Here is a 13,845-nt window from a genome sequence, read left to right on the forward strand (position 1 = left end):
GCCATGCCTGTTTGCAAGATCGGCGCTCTGCGAGACGCGGCGGCGCGGCTACGCAGGCCGGCCAGTCTTTGCGGCAGGCCTCAGAAGGTCTATTAGCCGTGAAGGCGGTTGGTTCGGCGCGCAAAAAAAAGCCCGCGCGAGGCGGGCCTGAGGTGAACGAGCGCGCCCTGACTTCAGCGTGTTGTTCTGGTTATTCGTTCTGGCAGGGGCATCGTGCAGGCCCCCTGCCGTATTCAGAATTGCGCGACCTGCTGATACTGGCCGGCCGCGTCCGCGCGTGTCATCGCCGCGCGGTACTCGGTCTGCAATTCGACCTGGGTTGTTTGCGCATTGGCGAGAACGGCCGCATCGATCGCCTGAATCAGGCGGATCATTTCGAGCGCGGCTGGATCCTGCTCCGCGGTCAGCGATACGAGCAGCGGCGAGCGTTCCTCGGTCAGGCGCGCGGCCTCGGGCCAGTCGGCCAGCGCCGCCGCGTCTTCGATCGCGTGCGTGAGCGACAGCAGGCGTTCAATCAGTGTGGTCTGGTTCACGTCTGGTCATTCCCCGTCGATCAGGCCTTGTTGGCGGACAGCGAGCCCTGGCTGTTCGTGCCACCGAACAACTGCGTCAGATACTGGGAGTTGTTGTTCATCGTCGCCATCAGCGTGTTCAAGGCGGTGAATTGAGCCTGATACTGGTTCGTCAACTGCGTGATGTAGTCGGTCAGCGTGGTCTGCTGGGTGGCGATGCTCTTCAGATCGTTGTTGAGCGCAGTCGTACGCGTATCGATAACGCCGCCCGTCTGGACGAACGACGTGATGCTGTTGTTCAGCTGCGCCGCGACGCCGGTGGTTGAATTGAACAGTGAAGCAACCGTCGAGGCATTGTTCTGCAATGCGCTGTTCAGCGTTGTCGAGTCCGTTTGCAGCGTGCCGTCCGCTTGCAGCGTGATGCCGATCGAGGCGAGGCCGGTGCGCGACGTTCCGGTGCCGACGCCGCCGCTGACGATCGTGCTAAGGGTGTTCTTGATCGCGTTCAACGTAGGGTCGCCCAGCAGCGGCCCTTGTGCGCTCGCCGACTGCGTGCTGTCAAACGAAGTCAGCGTGCCCATCGTTGTCACGAGCGTGTTGTAAAGGTTGACGAAGTTCGTGATCGCGGTCGACTGCGAAGCGGTGTCCTGCGCCACGGTCAGCGTTTGCGCAGCGCTGACTGACGCGGCCGACAGGTTGAGCGTCACGCCGGCGATCGCGCCGGTGACCGAATTGCTCGCGCTGGTCGCGGCGACGCTGCCGATCGTGAACGCCGCATTCTGGGCGGCCGTGCTTTGCGTCCAGGCGATGCTGCCGGAGGACGTGATGGTCGAGGCGCCGCTGCCCGTGCCGGCCGTCGATGTCACGCCGAGGCTGGACAGTCCGTTGTCGTTGCTCAGGTTGCTGACCGACACGCTGATTGTGTTCGCGGCGCCCGTCGTCGCCGAGTTCAATACAAGGTGCGCGCCGCCGGTACCGGTGACGATCGTGGCAGTCACGCCCGGGTTGCCGCTCGCTGAATTGATCGCTGCGGCAATGCCGCTCAGCGTGTTGTTGGTCGAGTTGACCGCGACGCTCATCGACTTGCCGCCGACCGACACCGTCAGCGTGCCGGTGCCGAGCGTCTGCGTTGCGCTAAACGCGCCGGACGTCAGCGATTGCGCCGTCGCGATTTGTGTCACGTTGACCGAATAGCTGCCCGCCACCGCGCCCGTGCCGGCCGTTGCGGTGATTCCGGTGCCGCTTGCCGTCGCACTGAACTTGGAGAGCGTCGTGCCGTCCGACAACGACGTCAGACCGGCTTGCAACGCGGTCAGCGCCGCTTTCAGCGTGCCGATGGCCGACAGTTGCGTGTTGTCCGAGGTTTTCTGCGTGGTGAGGGCCGCAGACTGGCCGGCCGTCTTCGCATTGACGAGCGCCGTCACGAGCGACGACACATCCATCGTCGAATTACCGGTCGAGCCGCTGATGATGGACTGTGCGGCTTGCTGAAGCGCGGTGTTGGCGCTCGCGGTCGTACTCGCGGTAGACGAGGTGGCGGTCGAGATCGTTGACATGCGGTTGCTCCGTGCGTCGGTGAATCTGTTGGGCTTGCGTCGTTTTCAAATGCACTGCGGGAGGCAAGCCTCCCGTTGAATCGAAACTGCCGCGTACGCACCGCGCATGGCGCGCAGTGCGTACGCGGTTACAGCGTGAAGCCCTTATTGCAGGAGCTTCAGGACTTGCTGCGGCAGCGAGTTTGCCTGCGCCAGAACCGAAATGCCAGCTTGTTGCAGCACTTGCGCCTTGCTCAGGTTGGCCGTTTCTTGCGCGAAGTTGGCGTCCTGGATTTGCGATTGTGCTTGCGACAGGTCGGTCGACTGAGCTTGCTGGCCCGTGGCGATTGCCGTGAAGCGGTTCTGCACGGCACCCAGTTGAGCCTGGATGGTGTTCAGTGTTGCCAGCGCGTTGTCGATCGATTCGATCCCCTGGTTCGCGCTGGTGACCGAGCTGACATTGACGTTCGCAACCGTGGTGAGCTGGTTGTTGTTGTCGACGGTGGCGAACTGGCTGGTCGCCGGCGTAGTGCCCACAGCAAGCGTTTGTCCGTTCGAACCTGCACCCGCGCCGGTTGCGAACAGTGCAGCCTGGGTTGCTGCGGTCAGTGCGTTGCCGTTCTGGTCGGAGAACGTGTAACCGCCGCTGCCGTTCGACTTGACCGTGACCGACGTGATCGAGCCGGCGGTGCCCGGGGCGACGTTGGCGCCGTTCGTGGCGGCGACGTTGATGCCCTGAACCGTGCCGAGCACGATGCCCGTAGCTGTCGGCGCGTTCGTGTTAGCGGCCGAGATTGCGGCAATTTGCGTTGCCGGATCGAGCGCGCTACCGGCCACTGCGGACAGCGTCAGTGCGCCGCCGGCGCCCGCCGCGGTCTTGAACAGCGCGGCAGAAGCCGTCGACGAGATTGCCTGATTGTTCTGATCGGTGTACGTGAAGCCGCCCTTGCCGTCGGCCAGAACGTTGATCGCCGTGATCGCCGGCGTTGCGCCAGCTGCAGTTGCCGAGCCGGTAGCCGTCAGGCTCAGGCCGGTGAACGTGCCGAGCACGTTGCCCGACTGCGCGAAGCCGCCGCCAAGCGACGCTGCCGACAGGCTTTGCGACAGGTCCAGGCTCATCGACTGGCCGACGTTCGCGCCGACCTGGAAGTTGACCACGCCGGCCGAGCCGTCGAGGATGTTCTTGCCGTTGTACGTCGTTTGCGATGCGATACGGTTCACTTCAGCGATCCGCTGCGAAACTTCCTGTTGCAGTGCAGCCTGGTTGCTCGCCGTCAGCGAGCCGCTCGATGCCTGCACAGCCAGTTGGCGGATACGTTGCAGGCTCGACGTGATCTCCGCGAGACCGCTCGATGCCGTTTGCACCATCGAAACGCCGTCGTTCGCGTTCGACACGCCCTGGTTCAGGCCGTTGATCTGCGTTTGCATGCCGGTCGCGATGGCCAGACCTGCTGCATCGTCAGCCGCGCTGTTGATGCGCTTGCCCGACGACAGGCGGGTGATGGCTTGCGAAAGGGCGCTTTGCGAGCCACTAAGATTTTGCTGTGCAACCAGCGAGTTGATGTTGCTATTGATTCCGAGCATGGAAAATCTCCTAAATAAGCCTTGAGCCCATACGCCACATTGGCATCGGCGGAAAGCACTCGTTCATTGCTGGCCGCCTCAGTGAAGGTTGACGGCCCGGCTTAAAAAAACTTGAGGGACTTTGTTCAATCGCAACCCAATTGTTTTCCAGGCCGGCTGGGGCACTGTGCCTCTGGAAGCCGCGTGCAGCCTTGCCCGGCAGATGCGCTGCAGGTATTGAAAAGACGGCGTATTCTCTTTTTCTCTCGCGACAAACCCAGGAGAAATCATGCAAAAGCGCAGGATTGGACGTTCCGAATTGGAGGTCGCGCCGCTTATGTTCGGCGGCAATGTATTCGGCTGGACCGCCGATGAAGCCACCTCGTTTTCAATTCTGGATGCCTTTGTCGATGCCGGTCTCGACTTTATCGATACCGCCGATGTCTATTCCGCATGGGTGCCGGGCAACCAGGGCGGCGAGTCGGAAACCATCATCGGCAAATGGTTTCGGCGAAGCGGCAAGCGCGACAAGATCGTGCTCGCCACCAAGGTCTCCAAACATCCGCAGCGCAAGGGCTTGTCGGCGGCCAACATCCAGGCGGCTGTCGAAGATTCGCTGCGGCGCCTGCAAACCGATTACCTCGACGTCTATTTCTCCCACGACGACGACACTGAAACGCCGCTGACCGAGACGCTCGGCGCTTATCAAAAGCTGATCGATGTGGGCAAGGTGCGGGTGATCGGTGCGTCGAACTACAGCGGCGCACGGGTGGAGGAAGCGCTCGCCGTGTCCCGCCGGCACGGCCTGCCCGAATATCAACTGCTGCAGCCGGAATACAACCTGTACGACCGCGCGGAATATGAAAGCGAAATCGAGCCGGTAGCGGTCGCCAATCGGCTCGGTGTGGTGGTGTACTACAGTCTTGCGAGCGGCTTTCTGTCGGGCAAGTACCGCTCGCCGGCGGATCTGGCTGGCAAGGCGCGCGGCAGCCGGGTCGAGAAGTACCTGAACGAACGCGGCTTGCGGATTCTGGGCGCGCTCGACCGGGTCGCCGAGCGGCACGGCAGCACGCCGGCCACGGTCGCATTGGCCTGGCTGATCGCGCGCCCGAGCGTTACAGCCCCAATTGCCAGCGCCACCTCGGTCGAGCAGCTCGACAGCCTCGCCGCGGCAGTCCATCTGATGCTGACCGGCGCCGATATCCGCGAACTGAATGAGGCGAGCGCCTGATCCTGCAACTGACCTGGCGCAATCGCTAAACCCCTGGTAGGATGGAGAGTTTCCTGATATCATCGGGAGTGAATTGAGATCTTTGCCTGTTTCGTCAATGTTTTTCATTGATGAAAGGTTGGCGAAACGGCAGCAGACGCGGCATTTGCATTACGTCTGTCCGCGTTCCGCGGTGAACTCTCCACCTCTCTTTTCCGGCCTCCGTGGCCGCATTGCCTCTCGTTTCATTCGTGGTTTGGCCGGGTTCTTCCCGCGTTTGCCTGTTACTGGCCATGAATCGAAACGACCGGAGGGCCGGCGCGTGAGCGGTTTCCCGCCACGCAATTAACCCGTATCAAGTGATTGAGTTAGGAATTACATGACGACGATTCTTCTGAAGGAAAACGAGCCGTTCGAAGTGGCGATTCGCCGCTTTCGTCGCGCAATCGAAAAGAACGGCCTGATCGCTGAACTGCGTGAGCGCCAATCGTACGAAAAGCCGACCACGGCACGTAAGCGCAAGAAGGCTGCTGCTGTGAAGCGCCTGCACAAGCGCCTGCGCAGCCAGATGCTGCCGAAAAAGCTGCACTAAGCACGCTTTTCCGCACGGCCAAACGGCGGTGTGAGCTTCGCAAGAAGCCACATCGCCGTTTTGCTTTTGGGGCGCGGATTGGATGCGAGGCGGGGCGCACGGCCCGTTATGGTGTGACGGGTTTGCTCGGTGCGTTGCCGCCTCAGCCGGCTTTGCGATTGCGTCCCTTCTTGCCGAGCGCCGCGCATCGCGCGCGGCACATGCAACTCGCTTCGTGATCGTTGACCATGCCGACCGCCTGCATGAACGCGTAGCAGATCGTCGTGCCGACGAATTTGCAGCCGTAGCGCTTCAGCGCCTTGCTGAGCGCGTCCGAGACCTCCGTCGATGCCGGCGCCTGCTTGTACGACGCCCAATCGTTCTGGATTGGCGTCTGATCAACGAACGACCACACGAAGTTGGCAAGCGAGCCGTGCTCGGCCTGAATCTGCTGCACGGCGCGTGCGTTATTGATCGCGGCTTCGATCTTGCCGCGGTGACGCACGATACTTTCGTCCAGCACAAGCGCATCGACATGCGTGGGCGTGAAGCGCGCTACTTTATCGATGTCGAAGTCGGCGAATGCGCGGCGGTAGCCGGCCCGCTTGTTGAGAATCGTCGACCACGACAGGCCGGCCTGGGCGCCTTCCAGCACCAGCATCTCGAACAGATGCTGGTCGTCGCGCGAGGGCACGCCCCATTCGGTGTCGTGGTAGTGTGCGAGCGCTTCGCTCGATACCCAGTTGCATCGCGGTGTCACGGTCGCGCTCCTGCGTTGTCATGTCGCCTGCCAGCATAGCGGAACGCGTGCGCGCCGCAAGCTGGCCATTCGGCCGATTGCCGAATTGAAACCGACCTGCCACGCTATGCGTTATTCCCCACCTGAACTCACTTGATTCAATGACTACAGATTTCTTTCTGCTCGGCATTGACGGCGGCGGCAGCGGCACGCGCGTCGTGCTCGGCGACGCGCAAGGCCGCGAACTGGCACAAGCGGGGAGTGGGCCGTCAGGCTTGGGCCTTGGCGTCGAACGCGCATGGCAGGCCATTCAGGCGGGCTGCGGCGAAGCGTTTGCACGCGCTGGGCTGACGCTGGACTGGTCGCGCTGTGTGCTCGGTTGCGGGCTCGCAGGCGTGAATAATCGCGACTGGTTGGCGGCATTTCGCGCGTTGGCGCCTGGGGTGGCCGGACTCGCCGTTGAAAGCGATGCCTACACCACGCTGCTCGGCGCGCACGGTGGTGCGCACGGCGTGATCGTCGCGCTCGGCACCGGCAGCGTGGCCGCGGCGCTCGACGCCGACGGCGCATGCCGCATCGCCAGCGGCTACGGTTATCCGTCGGGCGACGAGGCGAGCGGCGCCTGGCTCGGCCTGCGGGTCATTGTGTACGCGCAGCAGGCGCTCGATGGACGGGCGCCCTACGACGATCTGGCGCAGGCGCTTCTAACACACACCGGCGCGCACGACCGCGACGCTCTCGTCGTGTGGCTTTGCGAGGCGAACCAGACCGCCTATGCGCGGCTCGCGCCGATTGTCATCGCGCATCGCGCGCATCCGTTTGCGGCGCGTTTGCTCGGTGAGGCCGGCGTGGAAGTGGGCAAGATGATTGCGGCGCTCGATCCCTCGGCGAGCCTGCCGGTCGCGCTGTGCGGCGGCCTCGGCGCGGCGTTGCGCGAGTATGTGCCGCAGGTCTATCAGGCCCGCTTGCGTGAGCCGCTAGCCGATTCGGCGCACGGCGGATTGCAGCTGGCGCAACGCGAAGCCGCGCGCATCGCCGGCACGGAATAGCGGGCCGGCCGGCATGCGCCCTGCGGATGCGGCGGGCAACGGTAAAATGCGTTCTTTGACGCTGCCCGGCTGTTCACACCATGTATAAAGTCATCGCCACGGACCTCGACGGCACGCTGCTCAACGCCGATCACCAGGTGGACCCGTTCACGATCGCCACTGTGCGCAAACTGGAACGCGATGGGTTGCACTTCGTGATCGCCACTGGCCGCCATTACCGCGACGTGGCGGGCATTCGCGACTTGCTGGGCATCAGCCCCTATCTGATTACGTCGAACGGCGCACGCATCCACGCGCCGGACAACACGGTGATCCATGCGGACGATCTGCCTCCAGCCATCGTGCAGCGTCTGGTGCAGCCGGACATCGCCGGCGAGCATGGCCGCGTGATCGTCAACCTGTTCGCCGACCAGGCGTGGCTGATCGACCGCGATGCGCCGGACCTGTTGAAGTTTCATCAGGATTCCGGCTTCACCTACGAGGTGACCGATCTGCCCGGGCACGACGGCACGGACATTGCCAAAGCCCTGTATATCGGTGAGCCCGCCGATCTCGCGCAGGTCGCGGCAAACCTGGCGCGCGAATTCGGCGACGCACTCTATGTCACCTATTCGCTGCCGGATTGCCTGGAAGTGATGACGTCGAACGTCTCGAAAGGACGCGCCTTGCAGGTCGTGCTCGAACGCCTGGGCGTCAGCGCGTCGCGCTGCGTGGCGTTTGGCGACAACATGAACGATATCGACCTGCTGGAAACAGCCGGCCATCCGTTCATGATGAACAACGCCAATCCCGACCTCATCACGCGCTTGCCGAACGTGCCGCGAATCGGCAATAACTTCGACGCAGGCGTCGCGCATCATCTGCGCAAACTCTTCTCGCTCGACGACGAACTGATGTCCTGAAACGGGACCGGCCCGAATCCGAGTTCGCGGACGCGGGCCAGTTCGGTTGAGCCTTTGGTTGAAGACCGCGTTGCGGGCTGCCCGAGGCTAGTCAATCGCTACATCAGCGCGACCTGCGCGCTACCCAGCGCCGTGCGTTGCGGCTAGCCTTGAGGCTAGCCGGATTAGCCGTGCCATCCGCCGCGGCGATCGCCGTGGTCGCCGTGGTCGCCATGGTCGTCGTGGCTCCAGTAGCCCCAGTGGCCCCAGCGGCGGTCGTTGCGGTCGCCGCCACGATCATGCCGATAGTCGCCGCGGTAATAGTCGCGGTCCCGACCCGCCGCGAGGCGTGGCGCAAACCAGCCTCCGGCGCTCGTAATCGCGCCTAACATCTGTATTGCCCGATTAATCTGCCGTGCCGGCGGACGTGCCGGCGGACGTGCCCGCGGCGGCCGCCGACGGCGCGCCCGGCAGCGCCGCACAAGGACAATCGGCGGCGCGGCCGTCCAGTCCCTCGCGGTCATGTTTGAAGCTGGCGCGCGGCGTGCCGTTTTGCCAGTCGAGGCGGACGACATAAATACTGTCGAAGTCGTTGCTTTGCCAATCGGGGACGTCGGCGGCATTCCCGCCGTGCGCGCTCAGCATCTGGCGCAGCAACTTCACGATCAGCTTGTGTTCCCACGCCACGACAATCAGCTTGTCGCGATTGGCGGGATTGACGAGCGCCGTGCCGAGCTGGTCGATCTGAGCGAAGCCGTACGGCGTTTGCACCGGCATCTGGAACTGGATGGCGGTCGGCTCGATGGTCGCCAGGGGGCGAACATAATAATAAGAATGACCGCCGTCGTCCTTTTGCTGGCTGGGATCGGGGGCGTAGATCGCGTCGGGCTTGCCGAACTTGGCCGCGATCACCGCCGGCAGCGCAAGCGCACGATTGAGCCCCTGGCAATTGAGTTGGCCGAAGCCCTGCGCGGGTTTCTCGCCGTGGCGTACGAACACGAGTGTTTCCCTATTGCCGTCGGCTGCGTGCGCGGCGGGCGGTGCCAATGCGCTGATACACATGCCGCCGACGGAAAGGACGACGCCATGCAGGAATCCGCGGAAACGGTTCATCGGTAGCACCTGTGCGAGCCTGGGGGAAAGTCGCACGATTCTAGCAGCGGCGGTTCGCGGCCACTGAGCGGCTCGCTTCATTCGCACCAGAACAGAACGGGCGCCGTAGCGCCCGCGTCATTGCAATGATCAGCGCACGCGCCTGTCAATCGAGAGCCAATTCCTTCGAATCGGCGCGCGGGCTTTCGGCGAGCAGCGGATACAGTACGCCTGCGATCACTGCGCCAATGATCGGCGCGACCCAGAACATCCACAACTGATCCAGCGCCGCGCCGCCGACGAACAGAGCCGGGCCGGTCGAGCGCGCCGGGTTGACCGACGTGTTCGTGACCGGAATCGAGATCAGGTGAATCAACGTGAGGCACAGGCCGATGGCGATCGGCGCGAAACCGGCCGGCGCGCGCTTATCGGTTGCACCGAGGATGACGAACAGGAAGAAGCCGGTCATCACCGCTTCGCAAATGAACGCGGCGGCGAGCGAGTAATGACCCGGCGAGCGTTCGCCATAGCCGTTGCTGGCGAAACCGCTCGCGACGAGGTCGAAGCCCGGCTTGCCGGATGCGATCAAGGAGAGCACCAGCGCTCCCAGCACCGCGCCGATTACCTGCGCGACGATGTAAGGCATCAGATCGCGCGCCGGAAAGCGGCCGGCAACGGTCAGGCCGACGCTCACCGCCGGATTCAGGTGGCAGCCGGAGATGTGGCCGATCGCGTAAGCCATCGTCAGGACGGTCAGGCCAAATGCGAGCGAGACGCCCACGAAGCCGATGCCGAGCCCGTGGACCGGGCCGGCGAAATTGGCGGCGAGGACGGCGCTGCCGCAACCCCCGAGCACGAGCCAGAAGGTGCCGAACAGCTCGGCAGCGAGGCGCTTTGACAGCTTCATGATTGGTAATCCTAATAAGATTGACGCTCTGGGCAGCATGCATGACTACGCACAGATGCATACCTTCGAGCGCGCAATTCTAGACAAAGGCTGGCAAATCGAATGTCAAGGATTGTCAATGTGGGTCAGCTTTACCTTTTATTTCAACGATAAAGACGTCATTTAACAATTCATCGACGCTTAATAATTATCAGAGGATATCTGCCTAAATCGGTATTATTGGCCATTGCGAATTTTTATAATTGCAGTTAGTCTGCGAGCGAATGAGTTCTAGAAAAAGGGAGAACCGAAATGTCTCAATATGCAGACCTCAAGGCGCAGATCGCCAAATTGCAGGCACAAGCAGAAGAAGCCCGGCGTACTGAAATCGACAACGTGGTCGCCGACATCCGCCAAAAGATCGCCGAATATGGTCTAACAGCGCAAGACCTCGGCTTCGCGGTCGCCGCCAAACGCGGACGCCCGCCCAAGAAGGCGCCGTTGCCGGCCAAGTATCAGGACCCGAAGTCGGGCAATACGTGGAGCGGACGCGGCAAGCCGCCGAAGTGGATTGCCGGCAAGAATCGCGAACGCTTTTTGATCGGCGCGGCTTGAACGAGGAACGGGTGGTCTCGAAAGCCAGTTGAAGGTCGATTGGCGCTTCACTTGGCCGTTTATTGGCTTCGCGGTAATTCCTGTGTGGAAGCGCATCCACGCAGCCATTAAAAAAGCCGCCTTCGAGGGCGGCTTTTTCCGTAGAAGAAGCGGGTTAACTCTGACCTATCCGCTCGCGCAAACGATTCACATGGCAATCTTACTCATCAAAGACATGGGAGTCGTGCAATCGGAACGCGATGGAAGCGGGCCTAAGCGGCGGAGTGCAAAAAGCGTCTCAGCCGCTTAGCGCGTCTATCGCGCGTCAATCAGCCCACTGCGACCTGGCGCAGCACCGGTCGGCGAGTGGCTTCGATCAGTGCCGAATAGCCGTCGACATAATTCTGCGCCATCGTTTTCGAGCTGAAGCGGCGCTCGAACTGCGCCCGGATCTCGGTGCGCGACAGCTCGTCCAGACGTTGGAGCGCGGCCACCGCGCCTTGCACGTCTTCGACGATATAGCCGGTCACGCCGTGGTCGATCACTTCCGGCACCGAGCCGCGGTTGAACGCGATCACCGGCGTGCCGCAGGCCATCGATTCGATCATCACGAGGCCGAACGGCTCCGACCAGTCGATCGGGAACAACAGCGCCTTGGCGCCCGACAGAAACTCGGGTTTCTGCGCCTCGTTGATTTCGCCGACGAATTCCACGTGCGCCTGCGACAGCAGCGGCTCGATTTCCGTCTTGAAGTATTCCTGGTCGACCTTGTCCACCTTGGCGGCGATCTTCAGCGGCAGACCGCTTTGCGCAGCGATCCTGATAGCTGTATCGACGCGTTTCTCAGGACAGATCCGGCCGAGGAACGCCAGATATTCCGGCTTCTTGTGCGTTTGCGGCGTGAGCAACGGGGCCGGCAGGCCGTGATAGATCGTGTTCAGCCAGTTCGCCTGCGGCAGCGGCACGCGCTGCGAGTCGGAAATCGACACCACTGGCACGTGGGAGAAGGCGTCGAACACCGGCTGAAGCTCCGGCAGGTCCAGGCGGCCGTGCAGCGTGGTCACGAACGGCGTGTCCATCGTCGTGAACAGCGGGAACGGCATGTAGTCGAGATGGAAATGCAGCACGTCGAACTCATGCGCGACCTTGCGCACTTTTTCCATCATCAGGACATGCGGCGCCAGCGCGTCGCGAATCGTGGGGTCGAGGCGCAGCGCTCGCGGCCAGCAGGCGTCGAGGTTGGCGGACGTGACCGAATCGCCGCTCGCGAACAGCGTCACGTCGTGGCCGAGGTCGACCAGCGCTTCGGTCAGGTAAGACACGACACGTTCGGTGCCGCCGTAAAGTTTCGGCGGGACGGCTTCGTACAACGGCGCAATTTGTGCGATTCGCATGCGTTTTCTCCTATTCAGAACGGCTTCGCACGACGGCGCTCGAATGGAGCGAGGAGCGAATGCCTGGCGGACGGTTGGGCGCGGTAAGCCGCCGCCCGGGGGGACTCCGAACCTGCATCGGGTAATCCCTGAGGCACATTATCGGGATTGACCGCGTCAATTCGAGTTATTTTTCAAACGCTTAATGTTGTTACCGCGGTTGTTACAGCGCGAAACATGATGCGTTACAGGTCGGCGGGATGGCTGTCCCGATAGCCGGGAAGCGAGACGGGCCGGGTAAGCAAACGCTTCACAAACGCTTCAGGGAGCGGCGGAAGTGGGTCCGGCGGGCTGGAAAGCGGCGCCTGCACGAGGCGCGTTGCACAGAAGTGAAAACGTCTTATAATTCTTTCTCACCGTTGCACGGTGCGAGCCATGCATCCTTGCTGACTCACCATTCGGTTCACACCGGGCGAAAAAGCATCCAAAGCGCATCAAAATTTGCCAGGTACGCGCTTCTTCGTCATCTCCTTTTCCTGTCGGATCGGCCTCTTGTAGGAAAAATTCCTACATCAATCACGGATTAATCCGTCAAACAGACAGGGTGTCTGTCCGATTTTCGTCCGCTCCCCCTTTCGACACAATGCTCGCAAGACCAGAAACGAGCCGATTCGTGCGGTTTAAGTGCGCGCGTTCGAGCAAACGTTTCCGCAACGGCCTGACCAGCCAGATACACCCCGGGGGAATCATGAGCGCGACAAGCGAAATGCTCAATGAGATCAGAGAAGTAAACCTGTCTTATCTCCTGCTCGCGCAGCGCCTTTTGCGCGAAGACAAGCCGATGGGCATGTTCCGCATGGGGATTTCGGACCAGTTAGCCGATGTGCTCGCCAGTCTGTCGTTGGCGCAGACCGTCAAGCTGGCGGCGTCCAATCAGGTGTTGTGCCGTTTCCGTTTCGATGACCATGCGGTTCTGTCCGCTCTCGCCGACAAAGGCAAATCCAGCGCCGTGGCTCAGGCGCATTCCGCGATCCTGATGGCCAGCCAGCCAGTCGAACAACTCGGCTGATGGCAGGTTGTAGCTCAAATAAAACAATCAGGACATGGGACAAGCAAACGGATGGCATATAAAAGCGTGGTGCTCGAAGTCAGGGAAATCACCCTGGCGATCGAGCTGATCGAACTCGGCGCGCGCCTGCAACTGCTGGAAGCAGAAACCAGTCTGTCGCGCGACCGGCTCATCAAGCTGTACAAGGAACTGAAAGGGGTGTCGCCGCCCAAGGGCATGCTGCCGTTTTCGACCGACTGGTTCATGACCTGGCAGCCGAACTTTCACTCCTCGCTGTTCTACAACATCTACCGTTTCATGGCCGGCCACGGCGGCTGCCTGACGATCCAGTCGATCGTGAAGAGCTACCGGCTCTACCTGGAACATGTCCAGTTGCACGACGATGAGCCCGTGCTCAGTCTCACGCGCGCCTGGACGCTGGTGCGCTTTTTCGACTCCAGGATGCTGCAAATGACCCCCTGCTGCCGTTGCGGCGGCCATTTCGTCGCGCATGCGCACGATCCGCAGCACGCGTTCGTCTGTGGGCTGTGCCAGCCGCCCTCGCGCGCCGGTAAGACAAAGAAATTCGCCGACGCCCGGGCCCGCGAGAGCCTGGCCGCCCTCGCGGTTTAAGCGGCGCGCCGGCCGTCAACCTGGCGTCAACCCGCGCCCAGCAAGCGTAGCGCCGCCCGGCGCGTTTCGCAGCCCGCTCGCGCGGCGCCGCTCCGGTTTGACGCGCCTCTGGTTTACACCGCCGCGACACGCCGCTTTTCCGTCAAAGTTTTCTGCTCC

Annotated in this window: 16 protein-coding genes; 8 read left to right on the top strand and 8 right to left on the bottom strand. The window is 62.3% G+C overall.

Features of this window, described 5'->3' with window-relative positions; all coding sequences use genetic code 11:
- Nucleotides 1-233: 233 nt before the first annotated feature.
- The 3 genes from AC3WLT_RS32725 to AC3WLT_RS32735 all read right to left on the bottom strand — a co-directional run bounded on the left by AC3WLT_RS32725 (nucleotide 234) and on the right by AC3WLT_RS32735 (nucleotide 3,631).
- Nucleotides 234-533 carry a flagellar protein FliT gene (locus tag AC3WLT_RS32725; RefSeq protein WP_492595758.1) on the bottom strand — a complete coding sequence of 100 codons (300 nt, stop codon included), beginning with the start codon at nucleotides 531-533 and terminating at the stop codon, nucleotides 234-236.
- A gap of 20 nt (nucleotides 534-553) precedes the next feature.
- Nucleotides 554-2,068: a flagellar filament capping protein FliD gene (fliD, locus tag AC3WLT_RS32730; RefSeq protein ID WP_492595759.1), complete on the bottom strand. Its 1,515-nt coding sequence runs from the start codon at nucleotides 2,066-2,068 to the stop codon at nucleotides 554-556.
- A gap of 144 nt (nucleotides 2,069-2,212) precedes the next feature.
- The gene (locus tag AC3WLT_RS32735) at nucleotides 2,213-3,631 is read right to left on the bottom strand and encodes a flagellin N-terminal helical domain-containing protein (protein ID WP_492595760.1); all 1,419 of its coding nucleotides are present in this window, start codon (nucleotides 3,629-3,631) and stop codon (nucleotides 2,213-2,215) included.
- A 268-nt stretch (nucleotides 3,632-3,899) separates the two neighbouring features.
- Between AC3WLT_RS32735 and AC3WLT_RS32740 the strand changes: the two genes are divergently transcribed.
- Together AC3WLT_RS32740 and rpsU are read left to right on the top strand one after the other, a co-directional pair.
- Nucleotides 3,900-4,841: an aldo/keto reductase gene (locus tag AC3WLT_RS32740; protein WP_492595761.1), complete on the top strand. Its 942-nt coding sequence runs from the start codon at nucleotides 3,900-3,902 to the stop codon at nucleotides 4,839-4,841.
- Between the two features lie 358 nt (nucleotides 4,842-5,199).
- On the top strand, nucleotides 5,200-5,412 hold the full coding sequence (gene rpsU, locus AC3WLT_RS32745) for a 30S ribosomal protein S21 (RefSeq protein WP_006050883.1): 213 nt from the start codon (nucleotides 5,200-5,202) through the stop codon (nucleotides 5,410-5,412).
- Nucleotides 5,413-5,554: 142 nt separating this feature from the next.
- On the opposite strand, the gene AC3WLT_RS32750 is transcribed toward rpsU, so the two are convergent.
- Nucleotides 5,555-6,151: a DNA-3-methyladenine glycosylase I gene (locus AC3WLT_RS32750; RefSeq protein WP_492595762.1), complete on the bottom strand. Its 597-nt coding sequence runs from the start codon at nucleotides 6,149-6,151 to the stop codon at nucleotides 5,555-5,557.
- A gap of 140 nt (nucleotides 6,152-6,291) precedes the next feature.
- Between AC3WLT_RS32750 and AC3WLT_RS32755 the strand changes: the two genes are divergently transcribed.
- Nucleotides 6,292-7,179 carry a glucosamine kinase nucleotide-binding domain-containing protein gene (locus tag AC3WLT_RS32755; protein WP_492595763.1) on the top strand — a complete coding sequence of 296 codons (888 nt, stop codon included), beginning with the start codon at nucleotides 6,292-6,294 and terminating at the stop codon, nucleotides 7,177-7,179.
- 80 nt (nucleotides 7,180-7,259) lie between these two features.
- Complete coding sequence (locus AC3WLT_RS32760; RefSeq protein ID WP_492595764.1) at nucleotides 7,260-8,081, top strand: Cof-type HAD-IIB family hydrolase; 822 nt, start codon at nucleotides 7,260-7,262, stop codon at nucleotides 8,079-8,081.
- A gap of 164 nt (nucleotides 8,082-8,245) precedes the next feature.
- On the opposite strand, the gene AC3WLT_RS32765 is transcribed toward AC3WLT_RS32760, so the two are convergent.
- The 3 genes from AC3WLT_RS32765 to aqpZ form a co-directional block, all read right to left on the bottom strand.
- Nucleotides 8,246-8,452 (bottom strand): hypothetical protein, encoded by a 207-nt coding sequence (locus AC3WLT_RS32765; protein ID WP_492595765.1) that lies wholly within the window; start codon nucleotides 8,450-8,452, stop codon nucleotides 8,246-8,248.
- A 13-nt stretch (nucleotides 8,453-8,465) separates the two neighbouring features.
- On the bottom strand, nucleotides 8,466-9,173 hold the full coding sequence (locus AC3WLT_RS32770) for a histidine phosphatase family protein (protein ID WP_492595766.1): 708 nt from the start codon (nucleotides 9,171-9,173) through the stop codon (nucleotides 8,466-8,468).
- A 145-nt stretch (nucleotides 9,174-9,318) separates the two neighbouring features.
- A complete protein-coding gene (gene aqpZ / locus AC3WLT_RS32775; RefSeq protein WP_492595767.1) occupies nucleotides 9,319-10,059 on the bottom strand; it encodes an aquaporin Z in 741 nt (246 codons plus the stop codon).
- A 291-nt stretch (nucleotides 10,060-10,350) separates the two neighbouring features.
- On the opposite strand from aqpZ, the gene AC3WLT_RS32780 reads away from it, so the two are divergent.
- A complete protein-coding gene (locus AC3WLT_RS32780) occupies nucleotides 10,351-10,653 on the top strand; it encodes an H-NS histone family protein (protein ID WP_201643481.1) in 303 nt (100 codons plus the stop codon).
- A 28-nt stretch (nucleotides 10,654-10,681) separates the two neighbouring features.
- Nucleotides 10,682-10,942, top strand: coding sequence for a hypothetical protein (locus tag AC3WLT_RS32785; RefSeq protein ID WP_492595768.1), 261 nt, complete (start codon nucleotides 10,682-10,684; stop codon nucleotides 10,940-10,942).
- Nucleotides 10,943-10,961: 19 nt separating this feature from the next.
- On the opposite strand, the gene AC3WLT_RS32790 is transcribed toward AC3WLT_RS32785, so the two are convergent.
- Nucleotides 10,962-12,026 (bottom strand): glycosyltransferase family 4 protein, encoded by a 1,065-nt coding sequence (locus tag AC3WLT_RS32790; protein WP_492595769.1) that lies wholly within the window; start codon nucleotides 12,024-12,026, stop codon nucleotides 10,962-10,964.
- Between the two features lie 727 nt (nucleotides 12,027-12,753).
- On the opposite strand from AC3WLT_RS32790, the gene flhD reads away from it, so the two are divergent.
- Together flhD and flhC are read left to right on the top strand one after the other, a co-directional pair.
- On the top strand, nucleotides 12,754-13,074 hold the full coding sequence (flhD, locus tag AC3WLT_RS32795) for a flagellar transcriptional regulator FlhD (protein ID WP_492595770.1): 321 nt from the start codon (nucleotides 12,754-12,756) through the stop codon (nucleotides 13,072-13,074).
- Nucleotides 13,075-13,125: 51 nt separating this feature from the next.
- Nucleotides 13,126-13,686 carry a flagellar transcriptional regulator FlhC gene (gene flhC, locus AC3WLT_RS32800; RefSeq protein ID WP_492595771.1) on the top strand — a complete coding sequence of 187 codons (561 nt, stop codon included), beginning with the start codon at nucleotides 13,126-13,128 and terminating at the stop codon, nucleotides 13,684-13,686.
- Nucleotides 13,687-13,845: the final 159 nt, after the last annotated feature.

The organism is Paraburkholderia sp. FW306-2-2C-D06C (assembly GCF_058781505.1).